Origin of the sequence: Yoonia sp. SS1-5, assembly GCF_038443705.2 — a bacterium.
In the GTDB taxonomy this organism is placed as follows: domain Bacteria; phylum Pseudomonadota; class Alphaproteobacteria; order Rhodobacterales; family Rhodobacteraceae; genus Yoonia; species Yoonia rhodophyticola.
The window spans coordinates 1,460,024-1,481,764 of sequence record NZ_CP151767.2 but is presented as its reverse complement, the minus strand read 5'-3'; the positions used below and the strand labels follow the sequence as shown (position 1 = coordinate 1,481,764).

Annotated in this window: 26 protein-coding genes and 1 pseudogene; 11 read left to right on the top strand and 16 right to left on the bottom strand. The window is 58.6% G+C overall.

From position 1 onward, the window contains the following. Window positions 1-144 precede the first annotated feature (144 nt). Together AABB31_RS09000 and carB are read right to left on the bottom strand one after the other, a co-directional pair. Window positions 145-876: a hypothetical protein gene (locus AABB31_RS09000; RefSeq protein ID WP_342078464.1), complete on the bottom strand. Its 732-nt coding sequence runs from the start codon at window positions 874-876 to the stop codon at window positions 145-147. Between the two features lie 4 nt (window positions 877-880). Continuing rightward, window positions 881-4,198, bottom strand: a complete 3,318-nt coding sequence (carB, locus tag AABB31_RS08995) for a carbamoyl-phosphate synthase large subunit (protein ID WP_342078465.1) — start codon at window positions 4,196-4,198, stop codon at window positions 881-883. 189 nt (window positions 4,199-4,387) lie between these two features. Between carB and aspS the strand changes: the two genes are divergently transcribed. Further along, on the top strand, window positions 4,388-6,241 hold the full coding sequence (gene aspS, locus AABB31_RS08990; RefSeq protein WP_342078466.1) for an aspartate--tRNA ligase: 1,854 nt from the start codon (window positions 4,388-4,390) through the stop codon (window positions 6,239-6,241). 26 nt (window positions 6,242-6,267) lie between these two features. Here aspS and AABB31_RS08985 read toward each other — a convergent pair whose 3' ends face one another. Further along, window positions 6,268-6,984 carry a response regulator gene (locus tag AABB31_RS08985; RefSeq protein WP_342078467.1) on the bottom strand — a complete coding sequence of 239 codons (717 nt, stop codon included), beginning with the start codon at window positions 6,982-6,984 and terminating at the stop codon, window positions 6,268-6,270. A gap of 128 nt (window positions 6,985-7,112) precedes the next feature. Between AABB31_RS08985 and mce the strand changes: the two genes are divergently transcribed. Beyond that, window positions 7,113-7,517: a methylmalonyl-CoA epimerase gene (gene mce, locus AABB31_RS08980; RefSeq protein WP_342078858.1), complete on the top strand. Its 405-nt coding sequence runs from the start codon at window positions 7,113-7,115 to the stop codon at window positions 7,515-7,517. An 85-nt stretch (window positions 7,518-7,602) separates the two neighbouring features. Beyond that, a complete protein-coding gene (locus tag AABB31_RS08975) occupies window positions 7,603-7,911 on the top strand; it encodes a DUF1467 family protein (RefSeq protein ID WP_342078468.1) in 309 nt (102 codons plus the stop codon). Here AABB31_RS08975 and AABB31_RS08970 read toward each other — a convergent pair. The 4 genes from AABB31_RS08970 to AABB31_RS08955 all read right to left on the bottom strand — a co-directional run bounded on the left by AABB31_RS08970 (window position 7,877) and on the right by AABB31_RS08955 (window position 10,562). Continuing rightward, a complete protein-coding gene (locus AABB31_RS08970; RefSeq protein WP_342078859.1) occupies window positions 7,877-8,566 on the bottom strand; it encodes an EI24 domain-containing protein in 690 nt (229 codons plus the stop codon). The genes AABB31_RS08975 and AABB31_RS08970 overlap by 35 nt on opposite strands. Then, complete coding sequence (locus AABB31_RS08965) at window positions 8,563-9,141, bottom strand: nitroreductase (RefSeq protein ID WP_342078469.1); 579 nt, start codon at window positions 9,139-9,141, stop codon at window positions 8,563-8,565. The genes AABB31_RS08970 and AABB31_RS08965 overlap by 4 nt, the downstream gene beginning before the upstream one ends. A gap of 63 nt (window positions 9,142-9,204) precedes the next feature. Beyond that, window positions 9,205-10,317, bottom strand: a complete 1,113-nt coding sequence (locus AABB31_RS08960; RefSeq protein ID WP_373635654.1) for a class II histone deacetylase — start codon at window positions 10,315-10,317, stop codon at window positions 9,205-9,207. Further along, a complete protein-coding gene (locus tag AABB31_RS08955; RefSeq protein ID WP_342078860.1) occupies window positions 10,314-10,562 on the bottom strand; it encodes a hypothetical protein in 249 nt (82 codons plus the stop codon). Before AABB31_RS08955 ends, AABB31_RS08960 begins: the two co-directional genes overlap by 4 nt. Window positions 10,563-10,664: 102 nt before the next feature. On the opposite strand from AABB31_RS08955, the gene AABB31_RS08950 reads away from it, so the two are divergent. Then, on the top strand, window positions 10,665-11,393 hold the full coding sequence (locus AABB31_RS08950; protein ID WP_342078470.1) for a M48 family metallopeptidase: 729 nt from the start codon (window positions 10,665-10,667) through the stop codon (window positions 11,391-11,393). Between the two features lie 3 nt (window positions 11,394-11,396). Here AABB31_RS08950 and AABB31_RS08945 read toward each other — a convergent pair whose 3' ends face one another. Continuing rightward, a complete protein-coding gene (locus AABB31_RS08945; RefSeq protein WP_373635653.1) occupies window positions 11,397-11,717 on the bottom strand; it encodes a hypothetical protein in 321 nt (106 codons plus the stop codon). A 345-nt stretch (window positions 11,718-12,062) separates the two neighbouring features. Here AABB31_RS08945 and AABB31_RS08940 point away from each other — a divergent pair, with 345 nt between their 5' ends. After that, a complete protein-coding gene (locus AABB31_RS08940; protein WP_342078472.1) occupies window positions 12,063-12,359 on the top strand; it encodes a hypothetical protein in 297 nt (98 codons plus the stop codon). A gap of 2 nt (window positions 12,360-12,361) precedes the next feature. Here the strand turns inward: AABB31_RS08940 and AABB31_RS08935 are convergent, their stop codons facing one another. Both AABB31_RS08935 and AABB31_RS08930 read right to left on the bottom strand, forming a co-directional pair. Beyond that, window positions 12,362-13,018 (bottom strand): hemolysin III family protein, encoded by a 657-nt coding sequence (locus tag AABB31_RS08935; RefSeq protein WP_342078473.1) that lies wholly within the window; start codon window positions 13,016-13,018, stop codon window positions 12,362-12,364. A gap of 84 nt (window positions 13,019-13,102) precedes the next feature. Next, window positions 13,103-13,942, bottom strand: coding sequence for a DUF1444 family protein (locus AABB31_RS08930; RefSeq protein WP_373635652.1), 840 nt, complete (start codon window positions 13,940-13,942; stop codon window positions 13,103-13,105). A 103-nt stretch (window positions 13,943-14,045) separates the two neighbouring features. Here AABB31_RS08930 and AABB31_RS08925 point away from each other — a divergent pair, with 103 nt between their 5' ends. The 4 genes from AABB31_RS08925 to AABB31_RS08910 all read left to right on the top strand — a co-directional run bounded on the left by AABB31_RS08925 (window position 14,046) and on the right by AABB31_RS08910 (window position 15,619). Continuing rightward, window positions 14,046-14,576 carry a hypothetical protein gene (locus tag AABB31_RS08925; protein WP_373635651.1) on the top strand — a complete coding sequence of 177 codons (531 nt, stop codon included), beginning with the start codon at window positions 14,046-14,048 and terminating at the stop codon, window positions 14,574-14,576. A 77-nt stretch (window positions 14,577-14,653) separates the two neighbouring features. Next, window positions 14,654-14,953 carry a DUF6455 family protein gene (locus AABB31_RS08920; RefSeq protein ID WP_342078477.1) on the top strand — a complete coding sequence of 100 codons (300 nt, stop codon included), beginning with the start codon at window positions 14,654-14,656 and terminating at the stop codon, window positions 14,951-14,953. A gap of 54 nt (window positions 14,954-15,007) precedes the next feature. Next, a complete protein-coding gene (locus AABB31_RS08915) occupies window positions 15,008-15,244 on the top strand; it encodes a hypothetical protein (protein ID WP_342078478.1) in 237 nt (78 codons plus the stop codon). 12 nt (window positions 15,245-15,256) lie between these two features. Beyond that, complete coding sequence (locus tag AABB31_RS08910) at window positions 15,257-15,619, top strand: YigZ family protein (protein ID WP_373635796.1); 363 nt, start codon at window positions 15,257-15,259, stop codon at window positions 15,617-15,619. On the opposite strand, the gene AABB31_RS08905 is transcribed toward AABB31_RS08910, so the two are convergent. Continuing rightward, window positions 15,607-15,846 carry a CDGSH iron-sulfur domain-containing protein gene (locus AABB31_RS08905; protein ID WP_373635650.1) on the bottom strand — a complete coding sequence of 80 codons (240 nt, stop codon included), beginning with the start codon at window positions 15,844-15,846 and terminating at the stop codon, window positions 15,607-15,609. The two genes, AABB31_RS08910 and AABB31_RS08905, sit on opposite strands and share 13 nt — an antisense overlap. A gap of 128 nt (window positions 15,847-15,974) precedes the next feature. Here AABB31_RS08905 and AABB31_RS08900 point away from each other — a divergent pair. Continuing rightward, window positions 15,975-16,288 (top strand): annotated as a pseudogene (locus AABB31_RS08900) (elongation factor 4); the annotation flags it as partial. An 81-nt stretch (window positions 16,289-16,369) separates the two neighbouring features. Continuing rightward, window positions 16,370-17,452 (top strand): IS481 family transposase, encoded by a 1,083-nt coding sequence (locus tag AABB31_RS08895; RefSeq protein WP_342074941.1) that lies wholly within the window; start codon window positions 16,370-16,372, stop codon window positions 17,450-17,452. 77 nt (window positions 17,453-17,529) lie between these two features. Here AABB31_RS08895 and AABB31_RS08890 read toward each other — a convergent pair whose 3' ends face one another. The 5 genes from AABB31_RS08890 to choX all read right to left on the bottom strand — a co-directional run bounded on the left by AABB31_RS08890 (window position 17,530) and on the right by choX (window position 21,655). Beyond that, a complete protein-coding gene (locus tag AABB31_RS08890) occupies window positions 17,530-17,988 on the bottom strand; it encodes a transposase (RefSeq protein WP_342078479.1) in 459 nt (152 codons plus the stop codon). 404 nt (window positions 17,989-18,392) lie between these two features. Then, the gene (locus tag AABB31_RS08885; protein ID WP_373635649.1) at window positions 18,393-18,749 is read right to left on the bottom strand and encodes a hypothetical protein; all 357 of its coding nucleotides are present in this window, start codon (window positions 18,747-18,749) and stop codon (window positions 18,393-18,395) included. A gap of 81 nt (window positions 18,750-18,830) precedes the next feature. Further along, window positions 18,831-19,844, bottom strand: coding sequence for a choline ABC transporter ATP-binding protein (gene choV / locus AABB31_RS08880; RefSeq protein ID WP_342078861.1), 1,014 nt, complete (start codon window positions 19,842-19,844; stop codon window positions 18,831-18,833). Further along, complete coding sequence (gene choW / locus AABB31_RS08875; protein ID WP_373635648.1) at window positions 19,841-20,674, bottom strand: choline ABC transporter permease subunit; 834 nt, start codon at window positions 20,672-20,674, stop codon at window positions 19,841-19,843. The genes choV and choW overlap by 4 nt, the downstream gene beginning before the upstream one ends. A gap of 57 nt (window positions 20,675-20,731) precedes the next feature. Beyond that, on the bottom strand, window positions 20,732-21,655 hold the full coding sequence (gene choX, locus AABB31_RS08870) for a choline ABC transporter substrate-binding protein (RefSeq protein WP_342078481.1): 924 nt from the start codon (window positions 21,653-21,655) through the stop codon (window positions 20,732-20,734). Between the last annotated feature and the right edge of the window lie 86 nt (window positions 21,656-21,741).

Here is a 21,741-nt window from a genome sequence, read left to right as displayed (position 1 = left end):
CGCTTGTGGTCGCAGAATGTGACGCGGGGGGAGGGGCAGACCCATGGCCTATCCCGCACTGCGCCCGGCAAAGCCGGGCAGCGCCCGAACCTCCCCCATGGGGAGGGCGCTTCGCACCCACCCCGAGGTCCGGGCACCGGCCTGCTATGTTCTGATATGTTGATCGGAAAGATCCCATAGGAATTCGTATTGCAGCGGATCGCGCGGGTCGAACGCAACACACTTCGTCCAAAAGCTGTTTGGACGAATGGTTGCTCGAAACTCGCTCAGTGCTTCTACGTCTAGTCGGTAGCTGAGACGGTTCTCCAAAAACAACCACCATTCGAGGTACTGACGTTGGGCATCCATAGCCTTATTCTGCTTAATCGCAGCAATTCTGGAAACGTTGCGCAGCATGTCCGGTACTAGCCAGCCACTTCTATCGCTGTCGTTTGACGCACCTTCGATGAATGGTCGGCCAGGTCGATGTTTCCCTCGCTTGAGATCGACCCAAAAGCCGCGGCAAACTTGAGTAGGATGTGTTTCCGCTATTTCGTGCTTTAGCGCATTGTCCAAGAAGTCGCGCAGCGTCGTGCGTAAGTCCTGCCGCTGAAGCGGGCGTCTAAACCGGTAGTTGACGAAAGCCGACCTGGTGCACGCGGAGCCGTCGAAACTACTAATTGCAGTTCCGACGATTTGGCGAATTGGTACCTCATCAGAATCAATTATGATGTGCTCGCGTTCTACATTTGTCTCTTTTGTCAGTCGTGTAACTTCGACTGCTATACGATCATCAAGGCCAAAATCAGGGCTGCGCTGTCCCAAGGGCTCATATGCAAAGGTTCCAATATCGAACGAGGCTAGGAGCTGCTCAGCCCTTCTTTCCGCGTCATCCAATGCGTTACCCCTGTAGCGATCTCACCCCAACATCCCCTTCTTCCCGTGCCTGCATCGCCAGCACGGCTGCCTGTGACGCGGCGGCGGTCGTGAAATAGGGGATTTTGTCGTAGAGCGCGACGGCCCGGATGGACCGGCTGTCGTCGACGGCGGCCTGGCCCTCGGTTGTGTTGAACACCAGCGCCACATGCCCGTCCTTGAGCCGGTCAACGATGGTCAACCCGCCTTCGTAGACTTTATTGACCACCTCGCAGGCGATCCCGTTTTTGCTGAGCCATGCGCCCGTCCCACGTGTCGCCAGGAGGTCAAATCCAAGCGCGATGAGGCTGTTGCAGGCAGCGGACATCTCGGCGGTTTTGTCCATATCCTTGATCGAGATGAACACGGTGCCGGATGTTGGCAGCGCTGTCCCCGCCCCCATTTGCGCCTTGAGGAATGCGCGCGGGAAGGACCTGTCCCATCCCATGACCTCACCCGTTGACCGCATTTCCGGCCCAAGGATCGTGTCCACGCCAGGGAAGCGGGCGAAGGGCAGAACCGCCTCTTTCACCGAGAACCACGGTGTTTTCGGATCGGCCAGGGTGAAGGCATCGCCCAATGGCAGGACGGTCATTGGGTCCTCGGCGGGCGGATAGGGGTCGCGCAGCGGGAAGTTTGACAGTGGTTCCCCCGCCATCAGCCGCGCGGCGATGGAGGCGATGGCTGAGTCAGTCGCCTTGGCCACGAAAGGCACGGTGCGCGAGGCGCGCGGGTTCACCTCGATCAGGTAGACGGTCTCGTCCTTGATGGCGAACTGGATGTTCATCAGGCCGACGACGTTCAGCGCCTTGGCCAGTTTTTCGGTCTGGCTGCGAATTTCCGCAATCACCGCGTCGGAGAGTGAATAGGGGGGCAGGGAGCAGGCGCTGTCGCCGGAATGCACGCCCGCCTCTTCGATATGTTGCATGATGCCGGCCACATGGGTGTCTTTGCCGTCTGACAGGCAATCCACATCCACCTCAACCGCGCCAGATAGATAGCTATCGAGCAGCACCGGGCTGTCGCCAGAGACGACGACGGCGTCAGAGATATAGCGGCGCAACTGATCCATATCGCGCACGATTTCCATCGCGCGCCCACCCAGCACAAAGGACGGGCGGATCACGAGCGGGAAGCCGATGCCTTCGGCAATGTTCAGTGCTTCTTCGTCGGTTGAGGCGATGCCGTTATGGGGCTGCTTGAGGTCGAGTTTCTGCACAAGCTGCTGGAAACGTTCACGATCTTCCGCCAGGTCGATGCTGTCGGGGGAGGTGCCCAAGATCGGGATGCCCGCGTCATGCAGTGCGTTGGCCAGTTTCAACGGGGTCTGTCCGCCGAATTGCACGATGACCCCGTGCAGGGTGCCATTGTCCTGTTCTACCCGCAGGATCTCCATCACATGCTCAAAGGTCAGCGGTTCGAAATAGAGCCGGTCTGACGTGTCATAATCGGTGCTGACCGTTTCGGGGTTGCAGTTGATCATGATCGTCTCGTACCCCTGATCGGTCAGGGCGAAACAGGCGTGGCAGCAGCAATAATCGAACTCGATCCCTTGCCCGATCCGGTTGGGACCGCCACCGAGGATGACGACCTTTTTCCGGTCGCTTGGCCGGGCCTCGCATTCCGCATCCCCCATCACGGGGGTCTCATAGGTGGAATACATGTAGGGCGTCTGCGCCTCGAATTCCGCCGCACAGGTGTCGATCCGTTTGAACACAGCCGTGACGCCGAGGTTGTGGCGGGCGCGGCGGATCTGGTCTTCGTCCCGGCCCGTCAGTTTGGCCAGCCGCGCATCGGTAAAGCCGAGCATTTTGACAGCGCGCAGCCCGTCTTCGGTGACAGGCAGCCCATTGACCGCGATTTCAGCTTCGGCCTGCACGATCTCGCGGATCCGCGCGAGGAACCACGGGTCGAATTTCGTGACAGCGTGGATGTCATCATCTGACAGCCCGTGCCGCATGGCCTGCGCGATGACCCGCAGCCGGTCGGGAGTTTGCTTGGCGAGCGCCTTGGTGATCGCCGCCCGTTCCGGTGCGCCGGGGATGTCGATATCGTCGAATCCGGTCAGGCCGGTTTCCATCGAGGCCAGCGCCTTTTGCATGCTTTCGTGAAAGGTGCGGCCGATGGCCATCGCCTCGCCCACGGATTTCATGGCGGTGGTCAGATAGGGTTCGGAGCCTGCGAATTTCTCAAACGCGAAGCGCGGGATTTTGGTGACCACATAGTCAATCGTTGGCTCAAACGACGCGGGGGTCACGCCGGTGATGTCATTGTCCAACTCATCCAGCGTGTAGCCGACCGCCAGTTTCGCCGCGATCTTGGCGATGGGGAAACCGGTGGCCTTGGACGCCAGTGCTGATGACCGCGACACGCGTGGGTTCATTTCGATCACGACCATGCGGCCATCGGCGGGGTTCACGGCCCATTGCACATTGGACCCGCCGGTTTCGACCCCGATTTCGCGCAGCACATTGATGCTGTGCGTCCGCATGATCTGGTATTCTTTGTCGGTCAGCGTCAGGGCAGGGGCCACGGTGATGCTGTCGCCGGTGTGGACGCCCATCGGGTCGACGTTTTCAATGGCGCAGACGATGATGGCGTTGTCGGCCTTGTCGCGCACGACCTCCATTTCGAACTCTTTCCAGCCCAAGAGCGACTGGTCGACAAGGATCTGACCGACAGGGGATGCATCCATCCCCGACCGGCAGAAATGTTCGTATTCTTCGCGGTTATAAGCCACGCCACCACCGGTGCCGCCAAGGGTAAAGGCAGGGCGGATGATGGCGGGCAACCCGATCTCTTCCAACGCTTCAAGCGCGATTTTCACACCCGCATCAAGATCGCCGTCGGGGGCGGTGACGATGGTCGCTTTGGGGTTTTCAATGCCGAGCCGGTCCATGGCTTCGCGGAACAGCTTGCGATCTTCGGCCATTTCGATGGCTTCGCGCTTGGCCCCGATCATTTCGACGTTGAACTTATCGAGCACGCCCATGTCGGCCAGCGCAAGCGAAGTGTTCAGCCCGGTTTGCCCGCCCATGGTGGGCAGCAATGCGTCGGGACGTTCTTTTTCGATGATTTTTGCCACAACTTCGGGTGTGATCGGTTCGATATAGGTGGCATCCGCCAGCCCCGGATCGGTCATGATCGTGGCCGGGTTGGAGTTGACGAGGATGACGCGGTAGCCTTCCTCGCGCAGGGCCTTGCAGGCTTGCGCGCCGGAGTAGTCAAACTCGCAGGCCTGTCCAATAATAATAGGGCCCGCGCCAATGATCATGATCGACTGGATGTCGGTGCGCTTTGGCATGGCAGTGCCCCTCAATATGCAAATTGTTGGGGGTTATAGGGATGGTGCAGACATGTGCAAGGGGTGGATCAAATTTCTGGAAATTTGATGCCTCCGGCGGGAGTATTTTCGGCAAGATGATGCGGGCGGTTGACTTATCTGGGCCAAACGGGTGTATCGGGCCGACCATTGACCGTTGAGGACCCTAAAATGCATGCTTATCGCAGCCATACCTGTGCCGATCTGACCGCCGCCAATGTGGGTGATACTGTTCGTTTGTCGGGTTGGGTCAATCGGGTGCGCGATCATGGCGGCATCCTGTTCATCGACTTGCGCGATCATTACGGTATCACGCAGGTACTTTGTGATCCGGATTCGGCAGCCTTTGCCGATGTGGAAAAGGTGCGCAGCGAATGGTGTATCCGCATTGATGGTGAGGTGAAAGCGCGCGACCCTGAACTGGTCAACCCCAAACTGCCGACGGGCGAGGTTGAGGTGTTTGTGCGCGCGATTGAAGTGCTGGGTGCGGCCAAAGAGCTACCGCTGATGGTCTTTGGCGATCAGGAATATCCGGAAGAAACCCGCCTGAAATATCGCTATCTGGATCTGCGCCGCGAGGCGATGCAGGAGAATATGAAGCTGCGATCAGATGTTGTGGCCTCTATGCGCCGTCGCATGTGGGACAGTGGCTTTCGTGAATATCAGACGCCGATTATCACGGCGTCGTCGCCTGAAGGTGCCCGGGATTTCCTTGTGCCGTCCCGTCTGCATCCGGGCAAGTTCTACGCCCTGCCGCAAGCCCCACAGCAGTTCAAGCAGCTGATCATGGTCAGCGGATACGACAAGTATTTTCAGATTGCCCCCTGTTTCCGCGATGAAGATCCGCGCGCTGATCGGTCACCGACCGATTTCTATCAGTTGGATCTGGAGATGTCCTTTGTCGAGCAGCAGGATGTGTTCGACACGATCCAGCCAGTGATCACCGGGATATTCGAGGAATTTGGCGGCGGCCGTCAGGTAGACCAGACATGGGAGCAGATTTCCTATCGTGATGCCGCGCTCTGGTATGGTTCCGACAAACCCGACCTGCGCAACCCGATCAAGATGCAGGTTGTGTCAGAGCATTTTGCAGGCTCTGGCTTTGCGATCTTTGCCAAGCTGCTGGAGCAGGAGGGGACCGAAGTTCGCGCGATCCCGGCCCCGACCGGTGGATCCCGCAAGTTCTGTGACCGCATGAATGCCTTTGCCCAGAAAGAGGGGCTGCCTGGCATGGGCTATATCTTCTGGCGCGAAAAGACGGCGGATGCTGTGGCGCAAGAACTGGGTATTTCGGTGAAAGAGGCGCAGGCCAAGCTGAAATCAGGCGAGGTTGAGGGTGGCATGGAAGCCGCGGGGCCATTGGCCAAGAACATCGGACCCGAACGCACCGAGGCCATTCGCCAGCAATTGGGTCTGGGTCTGGGAGATGCCGCCTTCTTCCTTGGTGGTAAGCCGAAAGCGTTCGAGGCGGTTGCGGGCCGCGCCCGTAATGTCATCGGCGAGGAACTTGGCCTGACCGATCAGAACCGCTTTGCTTTTGCCTGGATCGTGGATTTCCCGATCTACGAGCAGGATGAAGAGACCGGCAAGATTGATTTCGAACATAACCCGTTCTCAATGCCGCAGGGCGGGATGGAGGCACTGCAAGGTGATCCGCTGAAAGTGCTGGGCTATCAGTATGATCTGGCCTGCAACGGCTATGAACTGGTTTCAGGCGCCATTCGGAACCACCGCCCCGAGATCATGTTCAAAGCCTTTGAGCTTGCCGGCTACGGCAAGGATGAGGTTGAGAAACGTTTTGGTGGTATGGTCAATGCGTTTCAATATGGCGCGCCGCCCCATGGTGGCTGTGCTGCAGGTATCGACCGGATCGTGATGTTGCTTGCCGATGCGTCCAACATCCGCGAGGTCATCATGTTCCCGATGAACCAACGTGCCGAAGATCTGATGATGGACGCCCCCTCCGAGCCGCAGAACGAGCAGTTGCGCGAATTGCGCCTGCGCGTCTTGCCGCCCGAAAGCTGATATGCGTCTGGCGCGGTTCGCCCGCGCTAGACCATCCCGGCGGCCGACAGGCGCGATTGCACCATGGCGGACAGGTTGATGACGCCTTTGCGAAAATCCGTGCCACTGCGCTGCATATTGGCCAGATCGGTGACTGCGCGATCAAGATCATGATCTTGGGCGCTGCGGGCCACGCCGCCCAGAAACTGGGTGACATAGGCGAGGTTCGTGCCATCGGCTGCCTCATCAAGGATTTGCGCGATATGGGCCAGATCGTCCTGATAGGCGATCGGGTCCGGCTTGACGGCCTCGTCATTGATCTGGCGCGGTCCGGGGGGCTGCCGATCAGCGGGCAGATGTGCTAGAATGGCGGCCTGAAAACTGGCCAGATTGGAAATCGGTTTCTCGACAAAACCATCGGCGCCCGCCTGCATCACGGCGTCGTTGGCATTGGGGTCACCGCTGATCCCCAGGATCACGTCAATGCGCGGTTTCGCGGCCGCGAGCGTTTCGATCAGCGCAACGCCGGACCCGTCAGGCAGGCCCACATCCACCAGCAAAACCGACGGCCGGTATACGGCCAGATGACGGCGCGCGTTTTCCAGACTATCCGCCCGCCTGATCCGTGCGCCGGATCGCAAACACAGCAATCGCACAGCCTCGCACGCGTATCGGCTATCTTCGACCATCAGCACGGTCAGGCCCAGCAGCGGGCGCCGTGCGGTCGGGGACTGGGTCATCATGATATCATCGAGCGTATCCATAGCGATTCTTCCCTTTGGCAGCGTTTCGATCACTAGACAAAGCAGTACAAGGTGAAGAGTTCATTAACTTCGCTGTCGGTTGCACCCGGTGTCGGGCCAAGCCATATTGCCGAAAAATGGAGTTTCTCATGATTGGTCGCCTGAACCACGTCGCTATCGCTGTCCCCGATCTGGAAGCCGCGCGCGCGCAATATGCCACCATGCTGGGTGCCGATGTCGGTGCGCCGCAGGATGAACCAGACCACGGTGTGACAGTTGTTTTCATCACGTTGCCCAACACCAAGATCGAGCTTTTATATCCGCTGGGCGACGATTCCCCCATTCAGGGGTTTCTTGATAAAAATCCGTCAGGGGGCATCCACCATGTGTGCTACGAGGTGGACGATATCCTTGCCGCCCGCGATCACCTTCTGACCGAGGGCGCCCGCGTACTGGGCGGGGGCGAGCCGAAAATCGGCGCACATGGCAAGCCGGTGCTTTTTCTGCACCCAAAGGATTTTAACGGCTGCCTTGTGGAGCTTGAGCAGGTCTGAACGATATACCGCCAAATGTGTCCGATACCCCTTGTCGGCGCCTCGTAAAGCCGTATCTGCTGAAGCAAGCCAAGGAGGTGCACCAATGGGTCCCGTTTCTGCAATTGTTCTGTTTGCTGTCGTCTGGTCGATGGTCTTTTTCATTGTGTTGCCGCTGCGCATGACCAGTCAGGGCGATACCGGTGAAATTGTCCCCGGCACCCATGCGTCTGCCCCCGCCAACCCGCAGATGAAGCGCAAGGCAAAGATCACCACGCTATGGGCCCTGCCGATCTGGGCGATTATTGCTGGCACGATCCTGTCAGGTGCGATCACGGTGCGGGATCTTGACTGGTTTGACCGGATGGCCACCCCTGCCGTCAGCGAGAACTCAGCTGGTGATAAAGATGGGTGAAGGTTGCCGCACCCAGAATAGGGATGATCAGATTGATCAGCGGAAAGGTCAGCGGGACTGCCATCAGGCATCCTGCCAGCCAGATTGTGCCCCGATGCTTCTTGCGCAACTGCTTTGCGCCGTCCCTGCCTAACCGGCGCATGGCGGCGAGTTGAAAATATTCCCGGCCCAACAGAAACCCGTTCAGCGCATAGAAGATGAGGAAGGCTGCAAAGGGAAAGATCAGATAAAGGATGAAGGCCAGGCAGTTGGCCCCGACCAGAACCCCCAAAAAGTTCACGGTATCTTTTAGCGCCTCGCCAAACCCGATTGGGGCCACCGGTTTGAGCCGTGGAAAGTGTTTTTCCTCAACAGCTTGCGCAACTTCATCCAGAAAAAGCGAGGTGATCGCTGATGCAACCGGCACCATCAGGAAGATCGACAAAAGCAGCATCAGCCCAAGCGACCCCCAGCCCAGCAGATCGCCGACCCACGTGACCTCGCCCACACCTGGCAGGGTAATCGGCTCCGCCGTCAACCACGCGATCAGCTGAAGCAGGCCCGCATAGCATGCCACCAGCAACGCGATGGTCAGGCCGATCCCGCGCCAGAGAACGCTTTGAAAACGACCGTCTGGCAACTGCGCCACGGCCTTGAAAAACGCCGTGAATATCATTGGTCCACCCATGTTGTGATGGCAGCAAGATCGGGGCGGGGGCGTTCGGGTGGTACGCTGGTTTCAGTGCCTAGGTGAATGAGCCCGGCAACCTGTTCATGCTCTGCCAGCCCAAGGCCAGTGCGGATGAATGTGGGATCATGGCTGGCCCATCCGGACAGCCAGTTCGCCCCCCAACCGGCCGCGAGCGCGGCGTTCAGCAGGGCCAGACAAACAGCGCCCGCTGAATAGACCTGTTCGATGCGTGGGATTTTTTCCGATGGGCGGGGGCTGCTGACGACCGCCACCGCAAGATCGGCATTTTGATATTGGGCCACGGCCTTGGCAACCTGATCATCGGGCAATCCCAGGTCGCGGCCGCGCGTTTCAACCAATGTGGCCAGTCGCCCAAGAGCTTGTTTTTGCAAAACAATGAAACGCCATGGTTCCAGTTTTCCATGATCCGGCGTGCGCGCCGCAGCGGTCAGTATCTTCGCGACCGTGGCCCGATCCGGCACCGGCGTTGTCAGGGTCTTAGCCGGACGAGACCGCCGGGTCAGCAGAAAATCAAGGGCGGCGGGGTTGGGTGCAGGCATTTTTGATCCGTTATTGTTTGGTGTCAGATATGAACTGCGCGGCCCGGTGACAAGCGGCGGGTCCTACTGACCGGGTAGCTGAAATTGCGCGACCATCTCGTCAAGGAGGGTATCAAAATACGCCTCAAACCGGGCATCGGGCTGGCGTTGCGCGAATGCGTCAGCCATTGGATCGGGGGCGTGAACGTCACTATCTGCCATAACTTCTAGCACCCGGTGGCCGCAGAACGGAACATAGGTTTCCGAATACCCTCCTTCATGGGCTATCACCAACCGCCCTTCACAGATGTCGGCGGCGAGTTCCATAACCCGCCCGGTCATCGTCCCGAATGTGTCGGCTGTGGCAAGCATGCGGCCCAGCGGATCATTGGCGGCTGCATCAAAACCGCAGGCAATAATCAGCACGTCAGGCCGAAAGGCGCGGATTGCAGGCAGCGCCAATCGTTCCATCGCTTTGAGATAGCCGTTATGGCCGGTCCCGGCAGGAAGCGGGATATTCAGGTTGAAACCGGTGCCATCCCGCTGTCCCTGATCAGCGAAATGCCCGGTATTCAGCGGATAGTTCCGGTCCTGATGCAGGGATATGGTGAACACATCTGCGCGGTCGTAGAAGACCGCCTCGGTCCCGTTGCCGTGATGCACATCCCAGTCCAGCACGGCAAATCGGGTGGCCTGACCAGCGGCCTTTGCGGCCTCGATCGCGACAGCGATGTTGTTGAAAAGACAAAACCCGTTTGGCTGGTCCGGCAGGCAATGATGCCCAGGCGGGCGCGACAGGGCATATGCGTTATCCAGATCACCGGTGAGGACAGCCGACAGCGCGCCCTTGACCAATCCCGTACTCAGCGCGGCAATCTCGAACCCTCCGGGGCCAAACGGGGCGCGCAGCCCCAACTCGCCGCCTGCTTCATCCGAGAGCGCCTTGAATGCATCGAGATAATGCGCCGGATGCACGCGTAACAGATCGGCCCGGGTCGCAGGTGCCGCGCCACGCATTCGCAGGCCCTCGGCAAGCCCGGTCACCGTAATCAGGTTCTTGAGCCGCCTTTTGGTTTCAGGATCTTCCGGCAATCCGCCATGGGTTGGCTGCACCCACCCGCCAACCGGCATCATGCCCGCATAGTTGCCGCCATGGTGCCAAAAGCAACGTTCATCCCAGAAAAACCCTGTTGTCACAGGCTGCCATCCCTGGCTGGACGCAATTGATACACACCTTCCGGCAGATCAAGTGCCGCGCGCAGATCGCGCAATTGGGTCATGGAAAGCGTGATCTGGACGAGTGCGTCGGTGCGCGGGTCGGCCTGTGTGATGGTCACACAATCCTCGAACGCATTGATGGTGACATCCTCTTGCAGCGGGGCCTTGCCTTCATCAACCAAGGTGACAACCGTCGCGTCATATTCATGTTCTATGGTAAACATAAACAGGACAGTAGCCGCCCCTTTGGCGGGGTGCAATCGGGACTGGTGGCTTGCGGTAGGCATGTTATTGTATGCGCTGATCGACAAATCTGGAGACCATGGATGCGTTTGTTCCCACTTGCTTTCCTTCTGGCTTTTGCGGCCTGTGATACTGTGCCCGTCTCAACGGGTCCCGCGCCAAGTCCGGGCCCCGCAGTACCGGCCATTCAGCCCACCGCGGCAGGCCCTAAACTGTCCACGCGGGCTGCGCTGTCCAACTACAGATCGGTTGTTCGCCGGATTGAACCGGTTGCCGAACAATTCTGTCGCCAGCGCGCGCCACGGTTGAATTGCGATTTTCGAATTGTGGTGGATGATCGCCCCGGACAGCCCGTCAATGCCTATCAGACGCTGGACCGGAACGGGCGCCCGATCATTGCGTTTACCGTTCCTCTGATTGCCGAGGCGCGCAGCCGCGACGAGATCGCCTTTGTCATGGCCCATGAGGCGGCGCATCACATCGAAGGACATATCGCGCGGCAACGTCAGAACGCTGCATTAGGGGCGGTTCTGCTGGGCGGATTGGCCGGGGCGTTGGGGACAACAAGCCCCGACGCAATCAACACCGCACAGCAGGTTGGTGCCACAGTGGGCGCGCGCAGCTATTCCAAGAATTTCGAACTAGAGGCAGACGCACTTGGCACAAGGATTGCGGCCGCCGCCGGGTACGATCCGCTGCGTGGTGCACAGTTCTTTTTCCGCATCCCTGATCCGGGCGACAAGTTTCTGGGGACACACCCCGCCAATGCGGACCGGCTGCGCACGGTGCAACAGGTCGCGGCAAGCCTATAGGGTCTATCTTAGCAAGGGTGTTGTTGGATGTGGTCTGGTGGCCACTTCATCCGCCTGCGCGGGACGACGCAGGCGGATGAATATGGCCAATGCCGAAATGCCAATCCAGAAGATCTGGATCATTGCGGAGGCCAGATTGAACGAGGACAAAAGTCCAATCAAAACCATCGCGGCAGCGGCGCCATTCGTCGCGAAATATGCGACATGATCCGACCGAACCCTTTCAAACGTCAGTAGCGCATAGTTCAGGACATAAAGTCCAAAACCCGCAACTCCGATCGCATCCAGGACGCTAGGCGGAAAAATCTCAAAAAAACCACTCATTATACTTACTCGAAAAACAACTCGGTAACTGAGCCGTAGGGCTTTAAAAGAACGCTGCCCATGGCGGTACTTGTAAACTTCAATACAGACACTGTATGTGCGGATTGACACATCGTCAGGTCAGGCATTCCTTACCTTGGGTCAGTTCGAAAATTGCGCATTGGGCGGGTCGCTTGCAATCTGCAATGCATGATGCCAGCCTTCCTGCATCTATTGGGTGTGGAGGGCCCTGCACCCATGGCAATCAAAGGTACGTGCCATTGCGGCGCTGTCGCATACGATTTCGATCACGCGCCGCGATGGACAACATGCTGTAATTGTTCTGTCTGTCGTCGGTATGGGACCTTGTGGATCTATGCGCGGATCCCGCAAGTCACGATCACTGGCCCGACAGATACCTACACCCATGGGGACCGGGAACTGGCCTTTCACAGCTGCAAGATCTGTGGATGCATCACCCATTGGGAGAATCTGGCCCTCGAAGGCCCCGATGCGCGCATGGCAGTCAACCTGCGCCTTGCCGACCCGGATGTGATGGCCTCGGTCCCGGTGCGCTATTTTGACGGGGCGGATAGCTGGCGCTTTGTTGACGCACCGCTTGCCGGGCATGCACAGCAACAGGCCTATCAGGCGGATACCTAAGTTCAGCCCATCTGAACCGCTGAAATACTGATGGCAGCAAAAAAGCAGGCCGAAGCTGCGACAACCATGCCGTGCCAGATGGCATTGGAATATTTCATGTTCTCAGCCGCATAGAATGGCACGCCACCGGTATAGATCAGACCACCAATGGCCATCAGCCCCAGCGCAATGGTCGGCAGGATCGGCCAGAGCGACCAGATCAAGGCAACGCTAAGCCACCCCATGATCAGGTAAAGCGCAGGCCCAAACCGCCCCGGGCTGCGCCAGAAGAAAAGTTTGAGCACAACCCCGATCACCGCAAGCCCCCAGACAATGCCCAGCACCGCATAGGCAAATCCGGTTCCGATCATCACGACCAGCGGCGTGTAGGTTCCGGCGATCTTGAGGTAGATTGCCGCATGATCAAACCGGCGCAAGGCAGGGCGGATCGGCTCCCACGGGGTCATGTGATAGCAGGCCGAGGCGACGAAGGTCGCGATCAGGGTTCCGCCATAGATGGCGATTGCCAGAAGTTGCGCAGGCGCTGCCATATCCGCGGCCCAGAGCACAAGAATGACGGCGCCGGTGATGGCCCCAATGACGCCGATCACATGCATTGTGCCATCTGCGATTTTCTCGGACAGCGCATAGGCGGGATACTGGTCGGGGATGTTTTTCATACACCAAAGCCTATGAGTACATCGCACCAGGTCAATTGTTCCGTTGGGTCACGGATCGCCCGGTTCCGGCGTCAGGTGGCCGGGTTATTCCGGCAGCACGACCCAGTTGCCGTTATCCCAGGTAAACAGCAGGTCGCTTAACCCGTATGTGCGCTCACCAAAGATGTCGGCACGCAGGCCCAAAAGAATATCCAGCGCTGCTTCATTATACTGGGGGACAAACAATACCGTATCCCGGGCTGGAACGGCCATGATGATAGGCCCCACCTCGGCGGTGATCGAGGCCCACATCTGATTGTCCAGCAACAACGCATTTTCGTGGTAACCGTCAAAGGCGATGAAATAGAGCCCTTCTTCACTGCCCGACACAAATGCATCATTCGCACGGCCCAGCAAATTCGTCATCGCGGCCTGATGGACGCTGAGATGGGTCAAACCCGCATCAGCGGCCTTTGGCGCGACCAGGGGGACGGTATGTGTCGGATATGTGATCTCGTAGGTGATGACCAGATCACCGGCGAGCGGGGCCGTGATCAGTTCCACATCATCGGAAAAGCGATCAATGTAGTTGATATTGCGGATCACCGGAAAGACCTGGCTGGTCTGGAACGGGTCAGCGGCATCGGTGGCCTGTAGTGTCAGGGGCAGCACGATATTGTCGACGATTCGGGCCCTGTCGCGGCTTGAACCGGCGGTCTGCATTTGCACATGCAGATTGGATGGGTAGCTGACAACCGTATCGGGATCGCTTGCCACCGGGGTCAGTGTCATCTCGGGGAAATTGATCGCCGCATTCGGGAAACCGGCATCGCGCACGGCGGTCAACAATGTCTGTATCGTATCCGAGACCGTCTGCGGACGCGACGCATCCGCATGGACCAGTGGGGCGACAAAACAAAGATAACAGAGAAACAAAAAACGCATGTCCTCTCTTCTCACAGTGGGCGAGGTCTGTGAAGGGGCGCAAACTGGCTTTTCAGGCAGGTCGTGCTATCTTTGCTGCAGTTCGCTTAGCCGGAGTTTCCATATGCGCCTGACTGCCCTTGTTCTTGCCCTGTCCCCCATGGTTGCGTTTGCAGCAGGCAGCGAGACGCCAACGCCGCCCCAGCCTACCGAAACGACAGAAACCTGCGCGGAAGGGCTGGTTTGGGATCTCGCCACCAAATCCTGCCTGACACCAGAGGAAAGCACCAATGACGACAGTGCGCGGCTGCGCGATGTGCGCGAGTTGGCCCATGCCGGTCAGTACGCCGCCGCGCTGAACATCCTGGACAGTTTGCAAAATCCACAGGCACCGCTGGCATTGACCTATTACGGGTTTACGCATCGGATGGCCGGTCGGGTTGAGACCGGGATGGACTATTACAGGGCCGCGCTGGTGGCGGATCCAGGCAACCTGCTGGCCCGGTCTTATATGGGCCAAGGACATGTAGCGTCAGGAAACCTGGTGCTGGCGCAAGCACAACTGACCCAGATCCGCATGCGCGGTGGGCGTGGCACATGGGCGGAAACGTCGCTGGCAGACGCGATTGCCACCGGGCACGGGGCCACCTACTAGACTCAGTTTGATCTGGCGCAAGGACAGGCGCGATGCGGCGGGCTACCTCATTCGGGCAACCGGATCAGGAGGAGGGCATGGCAATGCATCGCATCGGCGCGGCACGGCCGCATTACTGGAAAACACTCGCCATGGCGCGGGCGACGGGGGTGTCCTTGCGGCGGGCCCTCGCGGATGGGTCGGTGGATGCGCAGGCTTACGCGCAGATGATCGAGGATTGCCGACGCTGTGCAGCACCCGACAGATGCGCCAAATGCCTTGACCAGACGCATCTGACCTCACGGCCTACGATCAACCTCGATGCGCCGCCTGATTATTGTGCAAACCGGCAGCTGTTCATCACCTTGCGGGCGGAACAAAGCGGCAGCGGCATTTGATTTCAGACGGTTCCGGGTTACCTTTGCAAGCATAGCTGAACAGAGGAGATTACGATGGGTCTGACAATTCTCGCCTGCGCCGTGCTGCCTTTTGCGGCCAATGCGCAGACAGCAGCCGAAATTACACCAACCGAACCGGTCCAACAAAGCCAAAGCTGCCCTGTCGGGACAGTCTGGGACGGGGCGCGCCAATCATGCGCTGCGGGGTCCGATCAAACGGCGTCGCCGCTCTACGGGCTTCCGGATCGCAGCAATTGTGGCGGGCGGGCCCATCAGCAGGTTACCTCATAAAGGCGCCATAGGCTGAAGATCATCGAAAATGCGCTGACCGATCGGGGGTCGAAATACGCGGTCTCCGGCGGGCCGGTTGGATCTGTTGACGAGGCGAAGGCCTTTGTCAAAAGCTTATGCCGCAAAAAGAAATTCGCCCGGGCGACCCACAACAGTTGGGCCGTCATCTTGCCCGACGGGCCTGTAAAGAACGACGATGGCGAAAGCGGCGCAGGCATGGTGATCCTGCGTATGCTGGAACGCGAGGATATAACCGGGCACATCATCGTGGTCACGCGCTGGTTTGGAGGAACCAAACTGGGCGGCGACCGGTTCCGGCGGGTGCAGGATGCGGTGCGGGTCTATCTTGATGCCGCGGATTGTCAGAGCTTGTGATGCGTCCCGTCGCAGGTCACGGGCGCGTCTGAATGCTTGCAGCCGCAAAAAAACACGGTCTTGGTTTCCGTGGCCTCAAACTTTACCGGGGCGAAATCCGTGCCTTTGTGAGAGCCATCACAAAAGGGCTGGTTCGCCGATTGCCCGCAAGAACACCAGAAATAGGCTTTGCCCTCTTCGACATCGACAGGAAACGGCGCCTTTTGGGCAATTTTGGGGTCTGGCATAGGGGAAACCTTTCGCTGGATTGTGGTGGGTCAGCGATAGCACAAAACACAGTGTTGCTGTGAGCCTCTTTTCGGGGCCGGTGTTCCAGACCGTTGGGCAGAACGCTTCACCGCTATCGAGAATAGGCGAGGCACCGTCGATGATGGCGCACCGGAAACGGGCCGAGATGTGGGGCGGAGTGTGGTCGAAAGGCGCAGAGACCTCACCCCGCGCCACATGTTCAAAACCCCGATCTATGCAGCGGATGGCGGCAAAGTCATCGCGCGCGAAACGCTTTCAGCGCTGCGCAAAGACGTGACGGCGAAATGCTACGGCGGGGACGCCACGCGGAAACGCAAACTGCTGGACAAGCAGAAGGCGGGGAATAAAAAGATGCGGCAGTTCGGGAGAGTTGATATCCCGCAGGAGGCATTCACCCCTGCGTTGAAAGTGGACGATTGATTTATGAACGATGATATGTAAAACACACGACTTGATCTGACATTTCTGCTCTTCTGGAGCGCAATCAAGGAGTGTCGATCAATGACAAGTATTCAAGAGAAGATCATCAAGCCGAAGCTGGGGCTGTTGGAACTGGCCAAACAGCTCGGAAGCGTGTCGCAGGCCTGCAAAGTGATGGGTTATTCGCGGGACAGCTTTTACCGGTTCAGAGAACTTTACGATCAGGGTGGCGAAGAAGCCCTGATGGATCTCAGCCGCCGCAAGCCGGTGATGAAAAACCGCGTGCCAGAACATGTCGAGAAGGCGGTCATCGAACTGGCCATCGACAACCCGGCTCTGGGTCAGAAACGGGCGTCGTGGGAGCTGCAGCAGAAAGGCATCATGGTGTCATCGTCGGGCGTCCGGTCGATCTGGCTGCGTAATGATCTGGAAACCATGAAAAAGCGCCTCAAGGCCCTGGAGGCCCGTGCCGCCCAAGAGGGTATCTTGCTCACCGAGGATCAGTTGGCCGCGCTGGAAAAAGCCAAGGCCAAGAAAGAAGCCCATGGCGAGATCGAGAGCCACCACCCTGGCTATCTGGGCAGCCAGGACACCTATTATGTGGGCACAATGAAGGGCGTCGGACGCATTTATCAACAGACCTTTGTCGATACCTATGCCCGCGTGGCGATCTGCAAGCTCTACACTGAAAAGACGGCAATCACCGCGGCCGACTTGCTGAACGACCGCGTGATCCCGTTCTTTGCAGAGCATGAGATCAGCCTGCTGCGCGTCCTGACAGACCGGGGCACGGAATACTGTGGCAAGGTCGAGAACCACGCCTACCAGCTTTATCTGGCCGTCGAGGACGTGGACCACACCCGAACCAAGGCCAATTCTCCGCAAACAAACGGCATCTGCGAGCGGTTCCATCGCACCATCAAGGATGAGTTCTACGACATCGCATTCCGCAAGAAACTGTATCGGTCAGTCGAAGAGTTGCAGGCCGATCTGGATGCGTGGCTGGCAAAGTACAACGAACAGCGGCCACATTCGGGACGTCACTGCTATGGCAAAACACCTATGCAGACCTTCCGCGAAACGCTACACATCGCTGTCGAGAAGACGATCAAAACGCACGACCAATCGGACAGTGCGCAACCCGTTCTCAGCGTCGCAAGCTGAGATGTCCGTCAGATCAAGTCTGAAGTTTTACACCTCAAATCATCACCACCCCATCCATTTCTCCCCTCGCGTGGGTTTCACCTACGGAATGACGAATAGGGCCACTCTTCGGGCCTTTCGACTAACCCGTGTTTGACTGGGTTCCAACAACAATAATGCATGTGCGCCTGTAAATCTTCCGGCCCACGGATTGCGTGTTCCCAAAACCGTCGTTGCCAAATGCCTTTTTCTCCCTTTGCCGCCTTGCTGCGTGATGGCGTGCCTTTGGCGCGACAATGTTGCGAGAACCGCCCCTTGATCTTTTTCCAGCGGATAGAAAAATCGGCGTCGCCTTCGGGCCAGGTCCAGACGGCATGTATGTGATCGGGCAGGATCACCATCGCTTCGCATTTGATGGGATGTTCTCGGATCACTGACGCGTAGACCGAACGCAGCAGACCAATTTCATCCACCAGCGTTGTGGCTGTTCGGTCGGCCAATGTGACCGTGAAGAAATATGTACCTCCCGGTACGTAGAGTCGGCGGTAACGTGACATGTCCCATTGGTGTCAAAAGATGGTTAACCGTTCGTTGCGTGGGTTTCACCCACCCTACGTATTAGATGGATCGCACCCCATGAGATGCCGTCTGTGCACCACGCCTGACGTCCCCCACTCCTCCTATTTCGTCCCGGTGGAGCGGCGGATGCCTCCGCCACGTGCACCACCTGGATCGCAGGCCTCGAACGCGCCAGAGGGCGATCATTTCCGCGGTCCTGCGTCCCCCGCGTTGTCAGAGGGTCCCGCCATCCAAATCCTTTTGGAAAAGCAATAGCGACGGAAACCGCCGCCCCGCCCGTATCACCCCCATCACACACCGATGGGGCATCACATGCGTTTTCTTCCACATTGCTTTCTGATCGTTATGGGCGGGCTGTGCCTTGCGACGTTTCTGACCTCGCCTATTGTCTGATCACTTCGGCCCAGCCGTCAGGGTCCGCCGATTTGAGCCGCGCGAGGGCGGTTTCGGCCTCTTCGCGCAGCGCATCCCGCGCGTCATGTTTGACCGCTTCGACGTCAGCTACCAGCGCGTCGATGTCGGGCAGGGCGGTGCCTGATTGTGCGGCCAGTACCTGCAGCGCCTCAAGCACTTTGCCTAGCTGCGCGCCGTAGCTGGCAACCTCGGTCTGGATCCGGTGTTCGATCCGGGCGTTGCCTTTGATTTCGGGGGAAAACACCCGGGGGGTGATCTCTTGTGTTACGTCGCCTGAAAACGGGGCGCGGATGATAGGAGACCAGATGTCAAATGGGCCAAGCATGAAAATTCTCCTGATATAAATGCCGGCAATGTCGCTGCAATGCAGCATCACCGTCAATATCCGGATTTCCAGACCTGGGCCCTAGTCGGTCGGCGGGGCCAGTCGGGCCAGAAGCGAGCTTTGCGTGATCTGTCCGACCGGCGCGCCGTTATCAGTGACCTGCAGAGGCGTTGTCTCAATCTGTTCGATGATGTCCTGCACGGGTGTGTTCACATCAATCGCCGGCCCATCGGTTTGCCCCGGGATCATCACGTCATGTGCGGTCAAAACCCCCAGCGGGTTCATATGGGCCACAAAATCCGCCACATATTCATTGGCCGGGTTGGTAAAGATATCGCGCGGGGTGCCGCATTGCACGATGCGCCCACCCTCCATGATGGCGATGCGGTTGCCGATCTTGAATGCCTCGTCCAGATCGTGGCTGACAAAGATGATGGTCCGGTTTCGTTCGGCCTGCAGGTCCAGCAATTCATCCTGCAACTTGGTCCGGATCAGCGGGTCCAGGGCAGAAAACGGTTCGTCCATCAAAAGGATCGGCGCATCGGTAGCAAAGGCCCGGGCCAGGCCCACACGTTGCTGCATGCCCCCCGAAAGCTCGCCCACCAGCGCATCGGCCCGGTCGGCCAGCCCCACCAGCGCCAGTTCCTCATCGACCCGTTTGAGCCGCGCGGATTTTTCCATACCGCCCAGTTCCAGCCCAAGGCCCACATTGTCCCGCACGCTGCGCCAGGGCAGCAGGCCGAATTGCTGAAACACCATGGCCACATCGCGCAGGCGCAGATTGCGCAGGGTCTTTGCGTCTGCATGGGTCACCGATGTCATGCCCGCGCTGGTCTTGATCCGCACGTCGCCGCGCACGACCGGGTTCAACCCGTTCACCGCCCGCAAAAGCGTGGATTTGCCCGAGCCCGAGAGCCCCATCAGCACCAGAATTTCGCCTTCCTCGACGGTCAGCTTGCAGTCATGCACCCCAAGGATCTGGTCTGTCCGTTCGCGGATTTCCGGCCTTTCCAGCCCCTCATCCATCAGGGGCAGCGCGCTTTGCGGCCGGGCCCCGAACACGATGGACACGTTGTCAAATTCAACAGCACTCATTTTGATTTCACCCGCAGCATCCGGTCAAGCATGATCGCCACGACCACGATGACAAAACCGCTTTCAAAACCAAGCGATGTGTTGACTGTATTGAGCGCCCGGATCACCGGCACCCCAAGCCCGCTGGCCCCGACAAGTGCCGCGATCACGACCATCGACAGTGATAGCATGATGGTCTGGTTCAGCCCGGCCATGATCTGTGGCAAGGCCGAGGGCAGTTCGACCTTGAACAGCACCTGCCGCTTGGTGGCCCCAAAGGCTTGCGCGGCCTCGAGCAGGGGCGTTGGCGTTGACGAGACCCCCAGATAGGTCAGCCGGATCGGGGCGGGCAGGACAAAAATCACCGTCGCAATCAGTCCCGGCACCATGCCGATCCCGAAAAACACGATCGCAGGGATCAGGTAGACAAATGTTGGCAAGGTCTGCATCAGGTCAAGCACCGGCACCATTGCGCGATACAGCCGGGGTCTGTGCGCCGCCGCGATCCCGATTGGGACGCCAACGCCCATGCACACCACACAGGCGGACAGAACCAGGGTCAGGGACTGCATGGTTTCTTCCCAATAGTCCTGATTGAGAATGAACAGGAAACCCAAGACAATAAATAGCGGGGTCTTCCAGCTGCGTTGCAGCGCCCATGTCAGGGCGGCGAAAACACCGATGACAATGAAGGGGTGGGGGGTTTCCAGAACCCAGAGGATCCCGTCGATCAGGGCCTCCATCATGTCCGACAGCCAGTCGAAAAAGAAAGCCAGATTGTTGTTCATCCAGTCGAAGACGGATTTCGCCCATTTGCCGATTGGTATTTTGTTGTCAGTCAGCCAATTCATCGGCGCCCCCCGTCGTCGTGGCAAGCCCCCGTTAGACGGGGACCTGCCAAAGTCAGATTATTCGGCCAGAACGGCTTTGACAGCTTCGACCGCGTCGCCGCCATCCTTGGTCGTCACACCGTCAAGCCATGGCATCATGGCGTCGGTATTTGCCGCAAGCCATGCCTTGGCCGCATCCGAAGGCTCTTCACCGTCATTGAGGATGGCGCCCATGATCTCGTTTTCCATCGCAAGCGAGAATTCAAGGTTATTCAAAAGCTTACCCACATTCGGGCAGCTGTCTGCGTAGCCCGCGGTTGTGTTGGTGTAAACGGTCGCACCGCCCAGGTTCGGGCCAAACCAGTCGTCGCCACCGGTCAGGTAGGACATCTCGAAATTGGCGTTCATCGGATGTGGTTCCCAGCCGAGGAACACAATCGGCTCGTCCCGGCCAGAGGCGCGGTCAACCTGCGCCAGCATGCCCTGTTCAGAGCTTTCGACAACTTCAAAGCCTTCCAGGTCAAATGCATTTGCCGCAATCATATCCATGATCAGGCGGTTACCGTCATTGCCGGGCTCGATCCCGTAGATCTTGCCTTCAAGCGCATCAGCATTTGCCGCCAGATCGGCGAAATCCGCGATGCCCATATCAGCGGCGGCCTTGTTCACGGCCAGCGTATATTTTGCGCCTTCCAGATTGGCGCGAACCGTATCGACAGTGCCGGCTTCACGGTAGGGGGCAATATCGCCTTCCATTGTGGGCATCCAGTTGCCCAGAAAGACATCCACATCACCTTCGGCAAGGGAAATATATGTCACCGGCACGGACAGGACCTTGATATCGGTCTCGTATCCGAGTGCCTCAAGCACAACGGATGTGGCGGCGGTTGTCGCAGTGATGTCCGTCCAGCCCACGTCAGAGAATGTAACAGTGTCGCAGTCGGCCAATGCGGGCGCTGCCGCACAAATTGCCAGCGCGGAAAGGGTATTTCTCAAGTTCATAATCGTCTCCCGTTTGTCATTTTTTCTTGATTGACGAGTCAATAAAGAAACATCTACTTTGCTTTTGCAAGTCTCGTGTGAGGACA

What these genes read in the sequence shown, in the direction of transcription:
- carB (WP_342078465.1), bottom strand. Translation starts at nt 4,198, where the DNA reads ATGCCAAAGCGCACCGACATCCAGTCGATCATGATCATTGGCGCGGGC.
- aspS (WP_342078466.1), top strand. Translation starts at nt 4,388, where the DNA reads ATGCATGCTTATCGCAGCCATACCTGTGCCGATCTGACCGCCGCCAAT.
- AABB31_RS08985 (WP_342078467.1), bottom strand. Translation starts at nt 6,984, where the DNA reads ATGGATACGCTCGATGATATCATGATGACCCAGTCCCCGACCGCACGG.
- mce (WP_342078858.1), top strand. Translation starts at nt 7,113, where the DNA reads ATGATTGGTCGCCTGAACCACGTCGCTATCGCTGTCCCCGATCTGGAA.
- AABB31_RS08975 (WP_342078468.1), top strand. Translation starts at nt 7,603, where the DNA reads ATGGGTCCCGTTTCTGCAATTGTTCTGTTTGCTGTCGTCTGGTCGATG.
- AABB31_RS08970 (WP_342078859.1), bottom strand. Translation starts at nt 8,566, where the DNA reads ATGATATTCACGGCGTTTTTCAAGGCCGTGGCGCAGTTGCCAGACGGT.
- AABB31_RS08965 (WP_342078469.1), bottom strand. Translation starts at nt 9,141, where the DNA reads ATGCCTGCACCCAACCCCGCCGCCCTTGATTTTCTGCTGACCCGGCGG.
- AABB31_RS08955 (WP_342078860.1), bottom strand. Translation starts at nt 10,562, where the DNA reads ATGTTTACCATAGAACATGAATATGACGCGACGGTTGTCACCTTGGTT.
- AABB31_RS08950 (WP_342078470.1), top strand. Translation starts at nt 10,665, where the DNA reads ATGCGTTTGTTCCCACTTGCTTTCCTTCTGGCTTTTGCGGCCTGTGAT.
- AABB31_RS08945 (WP_373635653.1), bottom strand. Translation starts at nt 11,717, where the DNA reads ATGAGTGGTTTTTTTGAGATTTTTCCGCCTAGCGTCCTGGATGCGATC.
- AABB31_RS08935 (WP_342078473.1), bottom strand. Translation starts at nt 13,018, where the DNA reads ATGAAAAACATCCCCGACCAGTATCCCGCCTATGCGCTGTCCGAGAAA.
- AABB31_RS08930 (WP_373635652.1), bottom strand. Translation starts at nt 13,942, where the DNA reads ATGCGTTTTTTGTTTCTCTGTTATCTTTGTTTTGTCGCCCCACTGGTC.
- AABB31_RS08925 (WP_373635651.1), top strand. Translation starts at nt 14,046, where the DNA reads ATGCGCCTGACTGCCCTTGTTCTTGCCCTGTCCCCCATGGTTGCGTTT.
- AABB31_RS08920 (WP_342078477.1), top strand. Translation starts at nt 14,654, where the DNA reads ATGGCAATGCATCGCATCGGCGCGGCACGGCCGCATTACTGGAAAACA.
- AABB31_RS08915 (WP_342078478.1), top strand. Translation starts at nt 15,008, where the DNA reads ATGGGTCTGACAATTCTCGCCTGCGCCGTGCTGCCTTTTGCGGCCAAT.
- AABB31_RS08905 (WP_373635650.1), bottom strand. Translation starts at nt 15,846, where the DNA reads ATGCCAGACCCCAAAATTGCCCAAAAGGCGCCGTTTCCTGTCGATGTC.
- AABB31_RS08895 (WP_342074941.1), top strand. Translation starts at nt 16,370, where the DNA reads ATGACAAGTATTCAAGAGAAGATCATCAAGCCGAAGCTGGGGCTGTTG.
- AABB31_RS08890 (WP_342078479.1), bottom strand. Translation starts at nt 17,988, where the DNA reads ATGTCACGTTACCGCCGACTCTACGTACCGGGAGGTACATATTTCTTC.
- AABB31_RS08885 (WP_373635649.1), bottom strand. Translation starts at nt 18,749, where the DNA reads ATGCTTGGCCCATTTGACATCTGGTCTCCTATCATCCGCGCCCCGTTT.
- choV (WP_342078861.1), bottom strand. Translation starts at nt 19,844, where the DNA reads ATGAGTGCTGTTGAATTTGACAACGTGTCCATCGTGTTCGGGGCCCGG.
- choW (WP_373635648.1), bottom strand. Translation starts at nt 20,674, where the DNA reads ATGAATTGGCTGACTGACAACAAAATACCAATCGGCAAATGGGCGAAA.
- choX (WP_342078481.1), bottom strand. Translation starts at nt 21,655, where the DNA reads ATGAACTTGAGAAATACCCTTTCCGCGCTGGCAATTTGTGCGGCAGCG.